The organism is Corynebacterium sp. HMSC065D07 (assembly GCF_001810695.1).
Classification (GTDB): domain Bacteria; phylum Actinomycetota; class Actinomycetes; order Mycobacteriales; family Mycobacteriaceae; genus Corynebacterium; species Corynebacterium hesseae.
The window spans coordinates 133,487-149,894 of sequence record NZ_KV802421.1; the positions used below are offsets into that span (position 1 = coordinate 133,487).

The 16,408-nt window shown below is 61.4% G+C and carries 15 protein-coding genes, 1 tRNA gene and 1 other RNA gene; 13 read left to right on the forward strand and 4 right to left on the reverse strand.

What is annotated here, in order from left to right:
- The first annotated feature begins 1 nt into the window (after window position 1).
- The 4 genes from HMPREF2760_RS00770 to HMPREF2760_RS00785 are packed head-to-tail and all read left to right on the forward strand — an operon-like array spanning window position 2 to window position 4,217.
- Window positions 2-1,735 (forward strand): GAP1-N2 domain-containing protein, encoded by a 1,734-nt coding sequence (locus HMPREF2760_RS00770; RefSeq protein WP_070533827.1) that lies wholly within the window; start codon window positions 2-4, stop codon window positions 1,733-1,735.
- 18 nt (window positions 1,736-1,753) lie between these two features.
- Window positions 1,754-2,713 carry a hypothetical protein gene (locus tag HMPREF2760_RS00775; RefSeq protein WP_070533825.1) on the forward strand — a complete coding sequence of 320 codons (960 nt, stop codon included), beginning with the start codon at window positions 1,754-1,756 and terminating at the stop codon, window positions 2,711-2,713.
- On the forward strand, window positions 2,713-3,723 hold the full coding sequence (locus tag HMPREF2760_RS00780) for a TRAFAC clade GTPase domain-containing protein (protein ID WP_070562451.1): 1,011 nt from the start codon (window positions 2,713-2,715) through the stop codon (window positions 3,721-3,723). Before HMPREF2760_RS00775 ends, HMPREF2760_RS00780 begins: the two co-directional genes overlap by 1 nt.
- On the forward strand, window positions 3,720-4,217 hold the full coding sequence (locus HMPREF2760_RS00785) for a hypothetical protein (protein WP_070562448.1): 498 nt from the start codon (window positions 3,720-3,722) through the stop codon (window positions 4,215-4,217). The genes HMPREF2760_RS00780 and HMPREF2760_RS00785 overlap by 4 nt, the downstream gene beginning before the upstream one ends.
- A 23-nt stretch (window positions 4,218-4,240) precedes the next feature.
- Here HMPREF2760_RS00785 and HMPREF2760_RS00790 read toward each other — a convergent pair whose 3' ends face one another.
- Window positions 4,241-5,572: a hypothetical protein gene (locus HMPREF2760_RS00790; RefSeq protein WP_070596353.1), complete on the reverse strand. Its 1,332-nt coding sequence runs from the start codon at window positions 5,570-5,572 to the stop codon at window positions 4,241-4,243.
- Between the two features lie 58 nt (window positions 5,573-5,630).
- Between HMPREF2760_RS00790 and gluQRS the strand changes: the two genes are divergently transcribed.
- The 3 genes from gluQRS (at window position 5,631) to HMPREF2760_RS00805 (ending at window position 8,589) form a co-directional block, all read left to right on the forward strand.
- Window positions 5,631-6,563, forward strand: a complete 933-nt coding sequence (gene gluQRS, locus HMPREF2760_RS00795) for a tRNA glutamyl-Q(34) synthetase GluQRS (protein WP_070596368.1) — start codon at window positions 5,631-5,633, stop codon at window positions 6,561-6,563.
- Window positions 6,564-6,633: 70 nt separating this feature from the next.
- Complete coding sequence (locus HMPREF2760_RS00800; protein ID WP_070524542.1) at window positions 6,634-8,205, forward strand: cation:proton antiporter; 1,572 nt, start codon at window positions 6,634-6,636, stop codon at window positions 8,203-8,205.
- A gap of 48 nt (window positions 8,206-8,253) precedes the next feature.
- Window positions 8,254-8,589, forward strand: coding sequence for a hypothetical protein (locus HMPREF2760_RS00805; RefSeq protein WP_070596355.1), 336 nt, complete (start codon window positions 8,254-8,256; stop codon window positions 8,587-8,589).
- A gap of 221 nt (window positions 8,590-8,810) precedes the next feature.
- Here HMPREF2760_RS00805 and HMPREF2760_RS00810 read toward each other — a convergent pair whose 3' ends face one another.
- Both HMPREF2760_RS00810 and HMPREF2760_RS00815 read right to left on the reverse strand, forming a co-directional pair.
- Entirely contained in the window at window positions 8,811-9,359 is a 549-nt protein-coding gene (locus tag HMPREF2760_RS00810; protein ID WP_227485615.1) for a hypothetical protein, read from the reverse strand.
- Window positions 9,360-9,481: 122 nt separating this feature from the next.
- Window positions 9,482-9,570 (reverse strand) — tRNA-Ser (locus HMPREF2760_RS00815).
- Between the two features lie 167 nt (window positions 9,571-9,737).
- On the opposite strand from HMPREF2760_RS00815, the gene ffs reads away from it, so the two are divergent.
- The 6 genes from ffs to recR all read left to right on the forward strand — a co-directional run bounded on the left by ffs (window position 9,738) and on the right by recR (window position 15,497).
- Window positions 9,738-9,836: signal recognition particle sRNA small type (gene ffs / locus HMPREF2760_RS00820), an RNA gene on the forward strand.
- 81 nt (window positions 9,837-9,917) lie between these two features.
- Window positions 9,918-11,189: an aspartate aminotransferase type Ic gene (locus HMPREF2760_RS00825; RefSeq protein ID WP_070524021.1), complete on the forward strand. Its 1,272-nt coding sequence runs from the start codon at window positions 9,918-9,920 to the stop codon at window positions 11,187-11,189.
- 85 nt (window positions 11,190-11,274) lie between these two features.
- Window positions 11,275-11,751, forward strand: coding sequence for a suppressor of fused domain protein (locus HMPREF2760_RS00830; RefSeq protein ID WP_083304455.1), 477 nt, complete (start codon window positions 11,275-11,277; stop codon window positions 11,749-11,751).
- Between the two features lie 32 nt (window positions 11,752-11,783).
- Window positions 11,784-14,288: a DNA polymerase III subunit gamma and tau gene (locus HMPREF2760_RS00835; RefSeq protein ID WP_070596357.1), complete on the forward strand. Its 2,505-nt coding sequence runs from the start codon at window positions 11,784-11,786 to the stop codon at window positions 14,286-14,288.
- Between the two features lie 57 nt (window positions 14,289-14,345).
- Window positions 14,346-14,726, forward strand: coding sequence for a YbaB/EbfC family nucleoid-associated protein (locus HMPREF2760_RS00840; protein WP_070524027.1), 381 nt, complete (start codon window positions 14,346-14,348; stop codon window positions 14,724-14,726).
- 114 nt (window positions 14,727-14,840) lie between these two features.
- Entirely contained in the window at window positions 14,841-15,497 is a 657-nt protein-coding gene (gene recR, locus HMPREF2760_RS00845; RefSeq protein ID WP_070524029.1) for a recombination mediator RecR, read from the forward strand.
- Window positions 15,498-15,522: 25 nt separating this feature from the next.
- On the opposite strand, the gene HMPREF2760_RS00850 is transcribed toward recR, so the two are convergent.
- The coding region (locus HMPREF2760_RS00850; RefSeq protein ID WP_210386337.1) for a DUF3800 domain-containing protein at window positions 15,523-16,408 on the reverse strand (886 nt) is incomplete at its 5' end.

Sequence of the window (16,408 nt, forward strand, 5' to 3'; positions counted from 1 at the left end):
TATGGGCGGTGCCTTTAGCTATGCATCTTTTTCCCGCGCCAATGGCCGTGCCGGTGGTTGGGGAGTGGGTCAGAAGGCCGGCGATATTACCCAGGAGGAGCTGGCTGAGCTGGTGTCCTTCGTGCCGACTTCGCTCAACAACGGCACGACGATACCGGATTTCCCTTCTGCCCAGCAGCGCGCGGAGCTGGTCCGCCGCACAGCGGTTTTTGCTCTCACTCCTGAGGCGGAAAAGTGGGTCACTATGGTCTCCGTCCCCGCAGGCCTAGATGCGACAGGCCGCGGCGGAAACGTCTTCACCTACACGTCCATTTCGCGCACGGGCACTCCGCCGGCGCCGGCGACGGTCCTGTTTTCTCCCGATATCCCAGCGCCGTTTTCCATCTACGAGGTGGATAAGGTGCAGATTCCGGAAAAGATCTCGGCGCGCGGACCGTTGCACTCGGACGTGTTGTTGGAAGAGTTTCTGGATGGCGAATTCCGCTATCCAGAGAAGCTGCCCGCACCGTTCAAAGCCGTGACCCCGAACCCTAACCCCACCTTCAACCGTGCGCTGGTCACCGCCATGGCTACGGTGTTGAATTCCCGCAACGGCCTGGTCATTCTCGTGGTGCCCGATAACCAGGCAGCGCTGTGGATTGCTGCCACCGCCCGCGAGGTGGGGGAGGATGGTTTCGGATTCTCCACTTTTGAGAAGGCCGCCGCCATCAACGAGTTTCCGCTGAGTACGTCCACCATGCTCGTGGTACCACCCAGCGAGAAGCAGCGTCTTAAGGAAACCGCGATCCCCGGCAATCCAGTCGTGTTTGCACTTGATGAGGCCCTGCCAGATATCAGCGCGTACGAAGCACGTGCTGCGGAAGAAACTGAGGCCGTGGCCCCGGAGTCGCAGCACGAGCAGGCCGAGCAGCGCACGGGTGCAGCACAGGAACCGGAAGAGAGCGCTGCAACAGCCAGCAAGCCTGAGAAGAGTGCAGCACTCAGCTTCGACGACTCCTGGGGCGAAGACCCAGCTGATTTTGGAGCGCCTATCCCAGACGCCTCGCCTTTTGCGGCCCCGGGTCATGGCCCTGCGGGTATTCCGCCGAATCCCCTCGATACCCCCGCGCCGAGTACGTCGCAGGAGAACCCTTTCGCCACGACAGCAGAAACGGCGCCGTCGCCAAGTGCAGAAGCCGCACCAGCAGCTGAAGAAGCACATCCGCAGCCGGCAGCGGCATCGGGTGGCAACGCCAATGTTCCTGGGCTCAGCGCCGAGGAATGGCATAGGCTCAAGGATTTCGATCCGCGCTGGTGGATCGAGCACCTTGATACCAACCGCGGACGCGCCATCCAGTTGGCTTACCTCGACAGAAACTCGTTGGGTGAGGGGCTGGACAAGTTACTGATGTCCGCAATCGTTGCCTCTTGGGTGTTCTATTTCCCGCGGGACTTCAACCTCCTAGCAGAGGATGCGCTGCGGCTCTGGGAGGACCGCGAGCTCGAGCACATCGCGCACCTCACCGCAATGCACTTTGCGGGAACATTCGTGCCGGAGCATTGCGAGCGCTATGCCACGGGGCGCGTTGCCATGGTGCTGGACCGCACGACACAGTTGCTCGCGGAGCGCTCGGCGCGCGCGCAGCAGCAACCCGCCCCATCGCATTTTGCGCAGCATACAGCGTGGCAGCACCGTGGAGCAGTTCACGGAGGACTAGGCGAACACGGTCGAAACACGGGATTCCACGGAAGGTAAGAGAAGGGAAGAAACGTCATGGCTAAATACACACTGCGGGACGGAGAGTCCCGCCGCATCGGCTCAGACGGCATCCTGCGCGTTGAAGCCTTCGAGATGGGAACTGGCGGCGCCTCGATGGAGCTGGCGATTATGGGAGAAGGCGTTGATGCCGTGCGCGTCCACGACCTCTCCATCATGGTGCACTCCCTGCCTGAGCGCGCCACCATCGTCGTGCGCCCCAAGCGGAATGGGACCTTCGGCCTGCGCAGCGAGGTCCGCCTGACGGTAAGCAACGCCGGTGATTCGGTGACGTTCCCGCGCGTGCTTATCGACGCCGCCGAGGACTCCGCCGAACGCCTCGCCGAGGTCACCCCGGAATCTGGGAGCTACCTCTTGGAAGCATTCGGCACGACCGAGGGCGCCGGAATCACAGATTCCGCCCGCGAGGTGCGCTCCAAGATGCGCCGCGCGGAGCTGGATGTCGCTGGCCTCGATGATGTCACCGTGGTCATCGATGGCTCTGCCTCCATGCAGGTCAACGTCACTCCGAAGATCATTGAAGCGGCCGCCAAGTACATCGATGCGCTCTCCGATGCTTTCCGGCACTTCCGCGCCACTGACGGGCAGGACAGCATCGAGACCCACAAGGTGGATGAGCTCACCCGCTTCATCGCGGGTGTGATTGATAGTGGAGCGGAGCGCGTAGGCCAGCGGCCGTGGCGCTTGCCGACTCTCACCTCCACGTCCTCGCTGGTCATCTACGTCACCGATTCTCCCGTGGCCTCCATGCTGGAGACCCAGGTGCCCACCGTTGTGCTCATCACCAGCGCCATCGGCCGCCAGGAGCTCGAGCTCGCGCGCATCAACGGGACTCCGGCTCATGTGGCGTATGCGGTGATCGACGGGGACGTCGTCAAGCAGCTCGAATCCGGCGCCAACACTGAGCTTTCGGAATTGACTGACCGCGTCACCGCCATGCTGAAGGAGAGGAACTAATGAGCCAGGCACGTTGCCCATGGACCTTTAAACCGCTCGAGGACGGTGTGACGGTGAGCCCTTACACCAACCGGGAGCTGCCGCAGGGATGGACCGACGCCGTGACGCATTGCGTTGCCATGGCGGGCGCGCGTAACTCCGGTAAGTCGCTGTACACCGCGGTGATGATTAAGCAGCTCAAGCAGCTGGCGCACAAACACAACCGCTCCGTGCAAGCGGCGGATGAATCCACCCGCGAGCGCTACGCCGAGGTTTATGAAAAGCCGCTCTTTGAGGAGATGCGGGCCATGGACCCCACGCCGAGCGCGGTGGCTACCGACGCTTACCAGCGCGATCCGCTGATTTTTGAGCTCGGCAAGTGGCCCGATGAGCAGGGCCGTGAGCGCATGAATTACTTGGTCTTCCGCGACGTTGCGGGCGAGGACCTGGAGAACCCGCCGGAGAACGAAGCCGACCGCGAGAATCTTGCGTTCTTCTCCCACGCAGATTTGGTGATCTTCCTCTTTGACCCGCTGCGCGTGCAACAGATTCAGGATTTTATCCATGGGCTGATCCCCAATATTGGTGAGCTCGGTGCGGATTCCTTGCGGGTCCTGGATAACCTACTGGCGTTGCTCGACACGGATACTCCGCCGCCGCTGGCCGTGACCATCTCGAAGTTCGACACGGTGCAGAAGCTGGAACAAGTCGATGACGTGCGCTGGAAGAAGCTCATGGCCAACCGCGGCTCCGCCTTCCGCCGGGATACCGGGTGGAATTTCCGCGATTCGGACCGCTGGATGGTTCACCTCGAAGCCGAATCGCTGTTGCGCTTCCTGGGTGCCAACGACCTCATCAACAAGATCTATTCGGCAGCGCCGAGTGGCGGTAGTTTCTTCGTGACCTCGGCGTTGGGTGAGGCCCCGACGGGCCGCCAGCTAGCCCGCAGCGGCATTGCGCCCTATCGCGTTCTGGATCCCATCCGCTGGTTGCTGAGTCAACGCGGCGTCTTTGCTGAGGATGTGTCATGACCTTCGGCAACCCGCAGTCCCCAGGAACCCCACAGCCAGGCTCGCCTGCTGCACCCGCGCCGGACTATCGCTATGGGCAGGTCAGCGACACCGTCCGCCAGGCCCGCCGCGCGGCCGATATGAAGGCGCAATGGGCCCCGTGGCCGTTGAAGATCGCAGCGGTGCTGGAGGTCTTCATCACGAGCTACACCGTCTACAACATCTGCCGGCTCATTGCCTTTGAAAACAGTCCGGCGGCGGTAACCCGCACGGACCAGCTTTCCACCGAGCTGGGAGTAGCGCTTGGCGCGCTGGTTCTTTTGGTGTGCGTCCTCACCACCTATGTCCTGCACGCGCAGCAGTCCGCGCGGATTGCGCTGACCGTTATCAGCGCCATCGTGGTGCTGCTTATTCCGGCGAGTTCGGTCATGCCCGCGTCCATCGCATCGGCGGTGGTCATTGTGCTGCTGTGGCTGCCGGCGAACCGGCAGTGGTTCGGCGGCCAGGCGCGATGAGGCTAGAACTCGTGCACTGTGGTTTAAGCCTTCTTGCGTAGCTCCTCGAGTGCGCGGACATTGTGGGCCTTTTCAAACAGGTTGTAGGCCAAGAAATACATGCTGCGAGCGAGGTCGGCCTTGCCGGTGGAGGCGTGGCGATCACCTAGGAGCTCGGCGACTTCCGCGAGGGCGTTGTGCTCCGAAGGTGTCGTGGCCTCGGTGTCAGGGTGCCGGTCTAAGAAATTGAGCAGAACCTGGGTGGATTTATACATGTCCTGCGCCTGCGAGCGCAGGCTCTCGGAGTACAGGACGGTCCACTTAGCGGACACGGGCAGGCTCTGGAGCTTGAGCGAATCCACGTAGCGTGAGGCCAGGATGTCATAGGCTTCCTCAGGGGCGCGGTGTTGCACGTCGAGGGTCACGGTCTTGAGGATCGAGCGGAGCTCGCCGTCGAGGTCTCCGTAGCGCTGATACTCGCGGGCAGCAGCGGTGAAGCAGGCCACGCGCTGCTCCATATCCGCAGTTGAGTATTGTGCAGCATCGTTGTAGAAGCGGGCCAGCATCGGTGCCGGGAGCTGCTGGTATTCCTCATCCGCGCGCGCGTTGGACAGGATGGTGAAGGATTGCGCAGCAACGCGCTCGCAGTCGGCGGCAGAGTCTGATGCCCACAGCGCGCCCACGGCGGATTCGAGGATGGTACGGAGGATATCCCCCATCGTGGCCCCTGCGCCGTCGAATTCTCCTGCGGTCACGGCGTCGTTGATAGCCACGAATTCAGCAGCGTGTGTTTTCGCTTCGCCGCTCTTGGCGGATTCTAGGCGCTCTTGGAGCTCGGCCAGCGAGACGCTGTTGCCGAAGCTCGAGAATGGGCTATTGGCGTCGGCTGAAGCATCCACGCTGGCGGGGGCGGACTCGGAGAAGTCCTTGTGGCTTGCTGCGATGCGGGCGGCGGCAATCTCATTCAACGCCGTGTCATCGCCAGCCGCGGCTGCCTTGGCGGCGAACTTCTCTGCTTCCTCGGTGTCGTTGTGATCCATCCATGCGCGGGCGACGCGGGTATAGCCTGCGGCCACCAGCGATGGTTGTCCGGTCAGCGCACCGAGTGCGGCAATGGTGAAGGAATCGTCGACGTTCTTGATGGTGCCGGCGGCCACGCGGAGAGTCTCCCGGGCCTCCAAATAGTGGGCGGCGGGAATGGCATCTTCCAGGCTGCCTAGGAAAGTATCATCTGCGAGTACTCGGCTAATCTGCTCATCAATGTGGGCGGACTCATCGGTGGGAAGAGAAAGCCCGGGAGCCTGGGCTCGCGCATAGGCGAGCATTTTTTCGGCGTCGGCAGAATCAAGCAGGGGATACGTCGCATCAGAAGCCATGGGGGAGAGTCTAGTAGAGGACTCCGGCGCGCGTGGGGCTCCTCGTAGACTGGTGGCCATGGATTCTCTTAGCCCCGCCGGACGCTACGCCCCGAGCCCGTCCGGCGATCTTCACCTGGGTAACCTGCGCACGGCGTTGCTGGCCTGGCTCTACGCCCGGAGTAGCGGGCGCCGCTTCCTTGTGCGCGTGGAGGACATCGATACGCAGCGCTCCTCGCGGGAGTCGGCGCAGCGCCAGCTGGAGGACCTCGCCGCGCTCGGCCTGGACTGGGACGGGGATGTCATCTACCAGCAGGATCGCTACGCGGCTTATGAGGAGGCCCTGGCGCAGCTTCCTACCTACGAGTGCTATTGCTCGCGCAAGGACATCAAGGAAGCCTCCCGCGCGCCGCATGCTATCCCTGGGCAGTACCCGGGGACGTGCCGCGAGCTTAGCGACGATCAGCGGGCCGCCAAACGCGCCGAACTCGCCGCTCAGAACCGCGTGCCAGCCATACGTCTGCGTGCCGACGCTTCCTCCTTCACCATCCACGACGCCCTCGCCGGCGAATACACCGGGGAAGTGGATGACTTCATCCTGCGCCGCGGCGGCCAGCCCCCGGCGGATCCGAACCAGGGCATGGACTGGGCCTATAACCTGGCGGTTGTTGTCGACGATGCCTTCCAAGGCGTCGATCAGATCGTGCGCGGTGATGACTTGCTGTCTTCTGCCCCACGCCAGGCCTACTTGGCGCACAAGCTGGGCTATCCGGAGCCGGAGTTCGTTCACGTGCCGCTCGTGCTCAACGCTGAGGGCGTGCGTTTGTCCAAGCGCGATGGGGCGGTGACCCTGCGTCAGCTGCTCGAGGGGCACGGTAGGGATGCGGGGGACGTCGTCAAGCTCTTGGCCCAATCCTTAGGGTATGAGGCCTCTTCCGTACAGGAGCTGTGCCAACAGTTTCAGGCGGAGAAGCTATCGCGGGAGGCCTTCGTCTGGGATGGCGCTGTGTAGCTCCTCTCCCTCGCCGGCCGCACAACGGTAGTCTGAGAACAGAAAAACTTAAACGGGGAAAGAAGCGCGTATGGAAGTTTTATTTGTCCTTATTGGCCTGATGCTGTTGACCGTCATTGTCATGGCGGTGGGGGACAAGATCGGGCTTCCCTGGCCAGCGCTTCTGACCATCCTCACGGCGGTGGCGGTTTCGGTATACGCCACTTTTTCGAATGGCACATTCGAGTTCGCCGTACCCGCCGACCTCATTCTTCCGATCTTCTTGCCGCCATTGCTGTGGGCGCTGGCAAGGAGAACATCGTGGGGTGTTATTCGTGAGCAGTGGATGACCATCCTGGCTCTGTCCGTGCTGCTCGTGGTGGCTACGACCCTTGCGGTGGGATTCACCGCTCGCGCATTCATGCCAGGCTTGGGGCTAGCTGCCGCCATCCTTATCGGCGCCGCGATTGCCCCGCCGGATCCGGTGGCCGTCGAGGCCGTGGCAGAACCTGCCGGTATCCCGCGACGCATCATTTCCGTGCTGCAGACCGAAGGCCTGTTCAATGATGCCGCGTCTATTGTGGCCTTCCACCTCGCCTTGGAAGCCGTGACGAGTTCGGGTGAGATGCACGCCGGGGAGGCGGTGACGCGGTTCCTCTACTCCGCGGCTGTAGCCGCCATCCTCGGGCTCGTCGTGGGGCGCGTGTCTTCGTGGTTCGTCGGCGCGGTTCACGAGGTTGTCGCTCGCAATGCCTTGACGTGGGTGATTCCTTTTGCCGTGTACATCGCCGCGGAGGAACTCGGTGCCTCCGGTGTCATCGCGGTGGTGATTGCCGCGGTGGAACTGCACTCCCGCGCACCGATTCAAGCGGAGGACCGCCTCTCCGGCCAGTCATTCTGGGAGACCGTCGAGCTGCTTTTCACGGGCGTGGCTTTCGGCCTCATCGGCCTGACCGTGTTCAGCGCCATCGACGCCGCGGGTGCGGACCTCTGGCACGCGGTCATCATCGGCGTCATCCTGTCCGTTGTTGCCTTCCTCGTGCGCTTGGTGTGGATGTACGCCTTCTATCTCATTAATAGGCGCCGCGGGAAGCCACGCCTGGCGCCGCTGCGCCTGCAAGAAGTGCTGCTTATGACGTGGTCCGGCATGCGCGGTTTGGTGACTCTTGCGCTGGTTCTGTCTGTTCCAAGTGGTTTGAGCTTCTACAACGAGTTGACCGTTATCGCCCTCGTGGTGCTGCTCATGACCATGGTGATTCCCGGCCTGTTGCTGCCGTGGCTTATGCGTCAGCTCGACCTCACTACGTATTCGCAGGCAGCCACGGATAAGATGCGCGCGACCATTACCTCCCGCGCGCGTAAAGCCGGCATTGCTGCGATGCGCGCGAAGTATGAGGAACTGGACCCCGACATTGCGGCGAATATCGCCCAATGGTTTGAGGACCGCCTCGGTGAGGACGAGGATGGTGAGGACGCTACAACGCGTCTGCGCATGGCCATCGAGGCCCGTGAGGTGGCCCTCGCGGCACGGCGAACAGCCCTCGCCGGCGCCCAGCAAGAGTTGCTGCGCCTGCGCCGCGATAGGGAATTCAACCCGATGATTGTGGACGAAGTGCTTGCCGACGTCGACCGGATGTCCCTCGGCGCAAAGAAACACAGTTGAGGGGAGTGCTGATCCGTGACTAAGAATGAGGGCGAGAGGAGCGAATCAATGGACGCCTATGAGTACGCCCAGCTGGAAGACGGCCTGGATTACCTCTACGACTTCTTCGACGCTGACTTGGAGGAGCGCGTGCGCGCCGGGCGTGAGCTGCTGCCAGAAGGCATGGAAGCCATCTTGGGCGACCACACCCTGGAAGACTACGTCTGGTTGTGGATCAAAGAACCTGGCCCCCGCGGTTTCCGCCAGTTCTTGCGCGATGGCGGCTATGGCGAGGCCGAGGTGAAAGAGGCTTTCCTGCTCGCCCGCACGGAATGGGGCATGAACACCCCGCCGCACGTGGAGTGGCTCAAGGAAGACGGTTTCGAGGCCCCCGAGTTCGATTAGGGGCGGTTGACCATGGGCGTTCGATGAGGCGCCTCCCTTAGCCGCAAAGGAACCAAAGTACTGACACCTTATGCAAAGATACGCATGCAATCACCTGGGGTTTTCCTGCCTGGGCCCCGCAAATGGTGCCTTTGCTTTGGTTCCTTTGCCCGAGTGTTTGGGCCAGAAACTGGGCGCGCTGGCGCGTCACGTAGTTAGACGCACTATCGAAACTGTAGGTCCTAAGCGCCCGGCAGTATCTGCTTTGCCACCGACAGGGCCTTTGGGGCGTTCTTTGTTATGGCCTTCCGGGCATCAGGGCTTATAGCTGCAACTGCGACCAGAGCAACGCCGGTAGCAATTGCCCCAAGAGTTTCCTTGTTGAGCTTGAGGGCTTCTAGATTGAACCGTTTGTTGTTTATATCGTGTTCGAAAAGCTTGTTGTCATACCGTTCAAGGCGGTCGAGAGCATCTCGTCTCGCATCTTCACTCGCATTTGGATCTTGTGCAATTTGTGCAAGGAGCCTTTTCGTGAAAGCAATACTGGAGTAAAAGTTGTCTGAGCTTTTCTCGTTACTTGCGGCTGCATTCTGGACGGAGTCGTCCATTGCTTGTGCAAGAGATGCCATCGTATTGGGTGCGGTTGAGAGTAGCGCGGAAAGCACTCCGGAACTAATTTGTCCCTTTTGGATTAGTTGGACAAGAGTTAAAACCTTTTCGCTGTTCATCTGGCGTAAGTCGTCGACTTTTAACGCCTTCTTTAAATCGTCAACCGATTCTATCTGCTCCATTTTGATTCCCTAGTTGAGACGCGGTACCTGGCCATTAAGGCATTAACTCCGAAGGGTACCGGCCTCTAGCTTCGAGATAAAGAAGAAGTCCCCTGGATGATGACATCCAGGGGACTTCCTAATGGCGGAGGATAGGGGATTTGAACCCCTGAGGGATGTGACTCCCGCACGCGTTCCAGGCGTGTGACATAGGCCGCTAGTCGAATCCTCCGCTGGAAAACATTACATGAGCCCCCTAATGAAGCAAAATCGCCAGGTCAGGGTCAAAAACTTAAGAATCTAGTGGCTTGAGGTGGGGAGTGCGCTTGGAAGAGGAGTGGGGAGTTGGGTGGCGGGGGAGCGGTTTGGCGTCGACAAGCAAGGCGCGCTAGGCTAGACCGCAGGATTCCGCGTGGCGTCCATCCTCTGAACTCCCCCAGGGCAGGAATGCAGCAAGGGTCAGGAGGCTCTGGCGGGTGCGCGGGGTCCCCTTTTTGTATGTATGCCATCACACGGGGGATGTGACGGGGCGTTAGTATGGTTGCCATATGCCCGCACTACGTCCCGGAAGGAAGACGGATGTCTCTTCTTAATCTTGAAAAGTCCGAGCTTGATGAGCTTGCCGCGCAGGTGCGCAAGGACTACGAGGCCCTCAAAGCTGAGGGGTTGGATCTTGACTTGACCCGCGGTAAGCCGTCCAAGGCACAGCTGGATCTGTCTAATGATCTGCTCGTCCTGCCGGGCCGTGGTCACTACACCGATGCCGCAGGCAATGACCTGCGCAACTACGGCAACCAGAAGGGCATCAAGGAGCTGCGCGATCTCTGGGGCAAGCTCACCAACATGGACCCAGAGCTCCTCGTCGCAGCGGACTCTTCCTCCCTGAACATCATGTATGACCTCATCCTGTGGGCCTACACCTTTGGCACCAACAGCTCTGAGAAGCCGTGGTCCAAGGAGGAGACCATCAAGTGGCTGTGCCCCACCCCGGGTTATGACCGCCACTTTGCCATCACGGAATCCTTCGGCTTCGAGCTGATTTCGGTGCCGATGGAAGAAGATGGCCCGGACATCGAAGCAGTGGAGGAACTGGCCAAGGACCCGCAGGTTAAGGGCATGTGGGTTGTGCCGATGTTCTCCAACCCCACGGGTGCCGTCATCTCGGAAGAGAAGACTCGCCGCCTTGCTGCGATGGAGACCGGCGCACCGGACTTCCGCATCGTGTGGGACAACGCTTATGCCGTGCACACGCTGACCGAGGACTTCCCGGAGGTTCTGCCGATTCTGGAGATTGCGGAACAGGAAGGAAACCCGGACCGCTTCTGGGCTATGTCCTCGTCGTCGAAGATCACCTTCGCTGGCTCCGGAGTGAGCTTCTTCGGTTCCTCCGAAGACAACCTCGAGTGGTACCTGGAGCACGCCGGTATCCGCGGCATTGGCCCGAACAAGATCAACCAGCTTGCGCACTACGAGTTCTTCGGTTCCGCCGAGGGCGTGCGCGCGGTTATGCGCCGCCACGCTGCGCTGCTGGCGCCGAAGTTCGAGGCGGTTCTTCGCATCCTGGATAAGAACCTCACCCACCATGAGATCGCGGACTGGACCCACCCCAAGGGCGGCTACTTCATCTCCCTCAACGTGATGGAGGGCACCGCGACCCGCGTGTGGGAGCTGGCCCGTGACGCCGGCATTCTCCTGACCCAGGCTGGTTCGGCGTACCCATACGGTGAGGACGCCAAGGACCACAACATTCGCTTGGCACCGTCCCTGCCGCCGCAGGAAGAAGTCGAGGCAGCAATGGATGGCGTGGCCACCTGTGTGCTGCTCGCCGCAGTAGAGAAGCTGGGGGCATAAGGCAATCAACTCCGACGAGACGGCCTACTGGCTCGACCAGATCATCCCGGCTGACCTCGAGTTCAGAAATGTCGAGGGGCAGCGCTTGGGCTTAGCCTCGCTGGAGGGTGAGCAGTCCCTCGCGGTCACGTGTGGCTTCGCCGATGTCGATACCGGGCTGGCGCATGCCGAGCAGGGGATCGATGTGCGCTGCGAACTGCTCACCGTTGCACGCACCGGCCAACCGGAGGTTGCCGCTGCGGTGAGCGCGGCAGCGTCATTGCTTAAACAAGCCGCAGGGCTGCTGCCCGCGCAGCCGGGCTTGCTCTTGCCCAAGCTTTTTGCGGAGGATGACGAGCGCTTCGCTCATTTCAGCGTGCGCCATGGCATGCTCATCGCCCCATACCTGTGGGGCGGACAGACCCCGCAGCTGGCGGAAAAGGAGCGTCTGACGCTGGTGTGCCAATTGCTCATGCTAAGCGACGCCGAGTATGCCTACGCCGTCGAGGAAGGCGTGCCGGCGCTGCAACAAGCGGTGGCTGAACAAGGCATCGATCTGCTGGATTGGAAGCGCTCAGAGTGACGTGTCGGGTTGAGACGCTACACTGACTAACCGTGGCTCTTTACCGGAAATATCGTCCAGCAACCTTCGCGGAAGTGGTAGGCCAAGAGCAGGTCACCACGCCTTTATCCGCCGCCCTCGATGCGGGGCGCATTAACCATGCGTACCTCTTTTCCGGCCCGCGTGGCTGCGGAAAGACGTCGTCGGCGCGCATCATGGCCCGCTCGCTGAATTGTGAGCAGGGGCCAACCTCAACGCCGTGCGGTGTGTGTGATTCGTGCGTCTCGCTGGCCCCGGGCGGCCCGGGCAACCTCGATGTCACGGAGCTCGACGCCGCCTCCCACAACGGTGTGGAGGATATGCGCGAGTTGCGTGACCGCGCCTACTACGCGCCGGCGGAGTCGCGCTACCGCATCTTCATCATCGATGAGGCCCACATGATTTCTGCCTCCGGTGCGAATGCCTTGCTCAAGGTTGTCGAGGAGCCGCCGGAGCACGTCATCTTCATCTTCGCCACGACGGAGCCGGAGAAGATCATCGGCACCATCCGTTCGCGTACCCACCACTATCCCTTCCGCCTGCTGACCCCGCCGGCGATGAAGGGGCTGCTGGAGCGCACCGTGGCCTCGGAGAAAGTCCACGTGGATGACACCGTGTACCCCATGGTCATCCAGGCAGGCGGGGGTTCGCCGCGTGATACGTTGTCCATCCTGGACCAGCTGTTGGCGGGTGCCGGCCCCGATGGATTGACCTACGAGGTAGCCCGCCCGCTTCTGGGTGTTACGGACGTGGGGTTGCTGGATAATACGGTGGATGCCCTGGCTAGTCAGGACAAGGCGGGGCTTTTCCGGCTTGTCGACGATGTCATTGAAGCCGGCCACGAACCTCGCCGTTTTGCCATCGACCTGTTGGATCGCTTGCGGGATCTGATGATCCTGCAGGCCGTGCCCTCCGCCTTGGAGGAAGGTCTGGTCTCGGCGCCGACTGATCGCGGGGAAGTCCTTACCGCCCAGGCGCAGCGTTTCTCTGGTCCGCAGCTGGCCTACTTGGCGGAAACCGTCAACGAGCGCGTGTCCTCCCTGCGGGGTGCAACGTCCCCGCGCCTACTTCTAGAAATCCTCTGTGCCCACCTGATCGTTGGCTCCGCCCCCGCTGCGGCAGCTGCCGGTCAGGTACCCAGTTCCTTGCCGCAAGGTGCGGGGGCACAGCCTTCCGCACCCGCTGTGCAGGGCTCCGCGCCTGCGCAGCGCCAGCCATCTGCGGTCGCTAGCGCGCAGGATCCCGCTGCCGCCGCCGCGGCTATCATCGCGCAGCGTCGCAGCCGTCAGGCGGCGAAGCAGGAGGCCCAGCAACAGCAACCACAGCAGGCCGAGCGGCCCCAAGAACCAGCCCAGCCTCAAGAGGCGCAGCAACAGGCGCCGCAGCAACAGAAGGCTCAGGAACAGCAGCCTTCAGCCCCCGAGGCCTCGCAGCCCCAGGCACCAGAGCGTCCTGCACAACCGGAAGCGCAGCCTGAGCCGCAGCAGGAACAACACGAACAGCCGCAGCCATCGGAACAGCCTGAACAACAGGAACAGCAACCTGAGCCTGAGCAGCCCCAGGACCTCGCCGCGGAGATTCGCGGGCGATGGTCTGATCTGCGCGCCACGATTGGGCGGCGTAATAAGGTCGCTGAAATCATGCTCGCCGAAGCCCGTGTCCTCGGCGTGCGGGATGAGACTCTCGTCCTTGGACACACCACGGGCGCGTTGGCTGAACGCATCAATTCACCAGGCACCAATGAGGTCATCGTGACTGTCCTCAAGGAAGAGCTCAGCCGAGAACTGAAGGTCACGTGTGTTATCGGTACCGACCCGAAGGCGCACGGTTTCACGGTGCCAGAGCCCACCCAGCGCACCCAGTGGAATCCCAACCAACCGCAACGTGAGGCCGCCGAGCCCGACGAGGAGGCAGAGAGTCCGGCAGCGAAGGAACCCAACAACGCCAGCGATGATCCATGGGGCGCGCCGCGCCAAATCGGGCAGCAGGCTCCGTCGTCTGAAACGACGAAGGAGCAACCCCAGCCCCAGCACGGTGTGCGCGAGAAGGCAGACTCGCGCCCGCCGGCAGAACCACAGCGGTCGGAGGCCGCCCCGCGCGGGGCGGCGGTGCCCCCAAAGAGGGAGGCCCGTGGCAGCCAATGGCGATCACGCATCGCGCAGGCGACCCAGGTCGCGGCCCAACGCGATGAAGAGTTTTCCAAGGTTCCCAAGTTCGGCAACGGCGTTCCGCTGCCGCCGGAGCCGGGCCCGGACGAAGGCGAGTTCGAGGCCCCACCGGAGGAGTACGGTCCGCCGGCGGGGGCGAATGGGGCGTCGGAAAGCGCAGGCCACGCGTCTGTTTCGTCGCAGCAGTCAGCGCCCCAGCATGCGTCCGCACCGCAGCCGGAGTACACCCGCGCGGATGAGGAACGCGAGATGATGGAGGCCGCGCAGAGCGCCGGAGAGATGGACCACCGCAATGCCACGGAGGTCGCCATGGAGCTCCTCGCGCAGGAGTTGGGAGCGCGGCGACTGTAGCGCGGCATCTGTACACTTGGCGCGTAGTGAAAATAACCGCACGAAAGGACTTTTAGCATGACTGAGAACGATCCGATGCAGCAGGCAAATGACATGAACGAGATCTTGGCGCAGGCCGCTCGCGTCCAGGCTGAACTAGAAAAGGCACAGAAGGAAATCCTGGCCGCCACCGTCGAGGGCAGCGCAGGTAATGGCCTGGTGAAGGTCACCATGACCGGTGGCGCTGAGCTGCAGAGCATCTCCATTGATAAGTCCGTGGTGGATCCGGAGGACATCGATACCCTCCAGGACCTCATCGTCGGCGCCTTCAAGGAGGCTCACGCCGCAGCCGGCCGCTTGGCACAGGAGAAGATTGGCCCGCTGTCCCAGGGCATGGGCCAGTCCCAGCAAAACTATGATGGTCCGTCCATCCAGGATGTCTTCGGCGGTAACCAGTAAGCCGCGCGTTAGACTTAAAGGCCGTTGTTGCTCTCTTCGCGGAGGGCGGCGCGGCCTTTTGTTGTGTCTCCGGCCGTCAAGGTTGTGGGGATTGTTGAGTGAGGGGAGCATTGCGTGTTTGAAGGACCACTGCAGGATCTCATCGATGAGTTCTCGCGCCTGCCGGGTATTGGCCCGAAGTCAGCGCAACGCATCGCCTTCCACGTTCTGCATCAAGACCCGGAGGAGATCGACCGCCTCCAGAAGGCGCTGGGAGCGGTGCGTGATGGTGTGACTTTCTGCCGCATCTGCTGCAATATTTCCCGCGAGGAAGTCTGCCGCATTTGCGTGAACTCGCAGCGCGATGCTTCCACTATCTGCGTGGTGGAAGAGCCCAAGGACATCCAGGTCATCGAGCGCACCGGCGAATATAACGGCCGCTACCACGTGCTGGGCGGCGCGCTCGACCCGCTGGCGAATGTGGGCCCGAAGGACCTCAACATCTCGCAACTGCTGCAGCGCCTCGGCGGCGTACTACCGGACCGAGAGCTTGCGGATTCCACCCCGGAGGAGCCGCTTTACGACGATTCCCCGGACATTACCGAGGTCATCCTCGCCACCGATCCCAACACCGAGGGCGAGGCCACCGCGGCCTACCTCGTGCGCCTGCTACGAGACTTCCCGGGACTGAAGATCACGCGCCTGGCCTCCGGCATGCCGCTGGGAGGCGACCTTGAGTTTGTCGATGAGCTGACGCTCTCGCGTGCGTTGAGCGGCCGCCTGACTGTTTAATCTCGAAGTTTCAGAAAACAGAGAATTAACCGTTGAACTTTTTCTCCTGAGCTTCCATATCGGTAGGGCTCATGGGGATTTCGGTTGTGGAATAACAACTTCGGTAGCTGCCAAGATGATTCGCATAAACGTCCCGACCTGTCCCCGCAGCGCGAATCTTGCTGTGGGGACTACTTGCATGGGCTAGTCTGTTCCCGAAGTACTTGATTGCCCAGTCGAACTCTTTGAAATCTGGGTCGTATTTGTAGGCTGAAATTCTTCCAAGAAGTGCGCAAATCCAATCTGCGCATTGAACTGTTTGATAGAGATGGCTTTCTACCTCGAACGGTGGTTCAAGAAGTTTGTCTGCATCTTGGTGGGAGAACATAAAAGCGGCGCTAGAAGCGAAGATCTCCATGCGCTCTTTTGGGCCCTGTTTATCGAGAACCATTAGGTGCCGTTGGTTTTCAGCAAGCGACCAATTGACACGCTGAATAAGTTGTTTCATTGCGTGGTCATAACGTGAGCGTTCGTCTTCGCCAGTTTCTTCGTTGGTGCCCCGTGGCTTTTCTTGGCCGTAGAAAATGACTTGTGCGTCGAGTTGCTCAAGCTTGTTGAGTATGCGGTTTATGATGTTTCGGACCTCACGGTATTTCTTGACGTTTTGGGTCGTCAGAAGTGCGGCCCCTTTCTTTTCCCAGCGTTCTACCGGGCGGCCTTTCGCGATGACCTTAGCGTCAATTTCGGCTTTGAGCCCGCGTTCTTTAATTCTGCGAAATGCGCCTGAGAGATGCCGAATATTGTCGGCTGGAATAATGAACCCGCCGATTCCAAAGACGGGGTGAGTTTTATAATTCGGATCGGTGCGGGAGACGTAGGCCCCGTTATGTCCAAATTCGGGCTTAAGGGACATTTCGTGTGGATAAATCGAT

What these genes read in the sequence shown, in the direction of transcription:
- HMPREF2760_RS00840 (WP_070524027.1), top strand. Translation starts at nt 14,346, where the DNA reads ATGACTGAGAACGATCCGATGCAGCAGGCAAATGACATGAACGAGATC.
- HMPREF2760_RS00805 (WP_070596355.1), top strand. Translation starts at nt 8,254, where the DNA reads ATGGACGCCTATGAGTACGCCCAGCTGGAAGACGGCCTGGATTACCTC.
- HMPREF2760_RS00800 (WP_070524542.1), top strand. Translation starts at nt 6,634, where the DNA reads ATGGAAGTTTTATTTGTCCTTATTGGCCTGATGCTGTTGACCGTCATT.
- HMPREF2760_RS00770 (WP_070533827.1), top strand. Translation starts at nt 2, where the DNA reads ATGGGCGGTGCCTTTAGCTATGCATCTTTTTCCCGCGCCAATGGCCGT.
- HMPREF2760_RS00775 (WP_070533825.1), top strand. Translation starts at nt 1,754, where the DNA reads ATGGCTAAATACACACTGCGGGACGGAGAGTCCCGCCGCATCGGCTCA.
- gluQRS (WP_070596368.1), top strand. Translation starts at nt 5,631, where the DNA reads ATGGATTCTCTTAGCCCCGCCGGACGCTACGCCCCGAGCCCGTCCGGC.
- HMPREF2760_RS00780 (WP_070562451.1), top strand. Translation starts at nt 2,713, where the DNA reads ATGAGCCAGGCACGTTGCCCATGGACCTTTAAACCGCTCGAGGACGGT.
- HMPREF2760_RS00785 (WP_070562448.1), top strand. Translation starts at nt 3,720, where the DNA reads ATGACCTTCGGCAACCCGCAGTCCCCAGGAACCCCACAGCCAGGCTCG.
- HMPREF2760_RS00810 (WP_227485615.1), bottom strand. Translation starts at nt 9,359, where the DNA reads ATGGAGCAGATAGAATCGGTTGACGATTTAAAGAAGGCGTTAAAAGTC.
- HMPREF2760_RS00825 (WP_070524021.1), top strand. Translation starts at nt 9,918, where the DNA reads ATGTCTCTTCTTAATCTTGAAAAGTCCGAGCTTGATGAGCTTGCCGCG.
- HMPREF2760_RS00790 (WP_070596353.1), bottom strand. Translation starts at nt 5,572, where the DNA reads ATGGCTTCTGATGCGACGTATCCCCTGCTTGATTCTGCCGACGCCGAA.